This window comes from Acinetobacter sp. A47, from assembly GCF_000805455.1.
Lineage (GTDB): Bacteria > Pseudomonadota > Gammaproteobacteria > Pseudomonadales > Moraxellaceae > Acinetobacter.
This window is the reverse complement of record NZ_JSUS01000019.1, coordinates 1-1770: the sequence shown is the minus strand read 5'-3', so window position 1 is coordinate 1770 and position 1770 is coordinate 1. Positions and strand designations below refer to the sequence as shown.

Below are 1770 nucleotides of genomic sequence, written 5' to 3'. Positions count from 1 at the left end.
CGACTGTGGTTACACTCCTCATCAATGGCGTGACTTACACCGCAACGGTTGATGCAGCAACAGGTAACTGGACAGCTGATGTAGCCGGTAGCGACTTGCTGGCAGACACCGATGCCACTATCGATGCCACAGCAACCTTCACTGATGCAGCAGGTAACAGCAGCACGGTTACTGACACTCAAGGCTTCACTGTGGATGTTACGCCACCGGCAGCACCAGAGATCAATCCGGTCAATGGTACTGACCCGATCACCGGTACAGCAGAACCAGGATCAACGGTAACAGTAACCTTCCCGAACGGAACAACGGTGGATGTCACCACTGATCCGGTCACAGGTGAATGGACCGTACCGAATCCGGGTGGACTGGTGGATGGTGATACCATCACCGCGATTGCCACTGACCCGGCAGGCAACCCGTCTGTACCAGGTACAGAAACTGTGGATGTCACACCTCCAAACCCTGCAGGTGCAACATTAACCATTAACGATGTCACTGCAGACAACGTATTGAATGCAGCAGAGTCAACCGGCACAGTGACCATCACAGGTACCTTGACCGGTATCCCGGCAGATGCAGCAACGACTGTGGTTACACTCCTCATCAATGGCGTGACTTATACTGCAACAGTTGATGCAGCGACAGGTAACTGGACAGCCGATGTGGCTGGTAGCGACTTACTGGCGGACACCGATGCCACTATCGATGCCACAGCAACCTTCACTGATGCAGCAGGCAACAGCAGCACGGTTACTGACACTCAAGGCTTCACTGTGGATGTTACGCCACCGGCAGCACCAGAGATCAATCCGGTCAATGGTACTGATCCGATTACTGGTACAGCAGAACCAGGTTCAACGGTGACTGTAACCTTCCCGAACGGAACAACGGTGGATGTCACCACTGATCCGGTCACAGGTGAATGGACGGTACCGAATCCGGGTGGACTGGTGGATGGTGATACCATCACCGCGATTGCCACTGACCCGGCAGGTAACCCGTCTGTACCAGGTACAGAAACCGTGGATGTCACACCTCCAAACCCTGCAGGTGCAACATTAACTATTAACGATGTCACTGCAGACAACGTATTGAATGCAGCAGAATCAACCGGCACAGTGACCATCACAGGTACCTTGACTGGTATTCCTGCAGATGCAGCAACGACTGTGGTAACACTCCTCATTAATGGCGTGACTTATACCGCAACAGTGGATGCAGCAACAGGTAACTGGACAGCCGATGTGGCTGGTAGCGACTTGCTGGCTGATGGTGACAAGACCATTGATGCCACAGCCACCTTCACCGATGCAGCAGGCAACAGCAGCACGGTTACTGACACTCAAGGCTTCACTGTGGATGTTACGCCACCGGCAGCACCAGAGATCAATCCGGTCAATGGTACTGACCCGATCACCGGTACAGCAGAACCAGGTTCAACGGTAACAGTAACCTTCCCGAACGGAACAACGGTGGATGTCACCACTGATCCGGTCACAGGTGAATGGACCGTACCGAATCCGGGTGGACTGGTGGATGGTGATACCATCACCGCGATTGCCACTGACCCGGCAGGCAACCCGTCTGTGCCAGGTACAGAAACTGTGGATGTCACACCGCCAAACCCTGCAGGTGCAACATTAACCATCAATGATGTCACTGCAGACAATGTATTGAATGCAGCAGAATCAACCGGCACAGTGACCATCACAGGTACCCTGACCGGTATCCCTGCAGATGCAGCCACCACAGTGGTTACACTCCTCATCA

Annotated in this window: 1 protein-coding gene; it reads left to right on the top strand. The window is 53.7% G+C overall.

The window, feature by feature from the left end:
* Positions 1-1770 (top strand): beta strand repeat-containing protein (locus OC23_RS05390; protein ID WP_152607802.1); only part of this gene is annotated, 1770 nt, incomplete at both ends.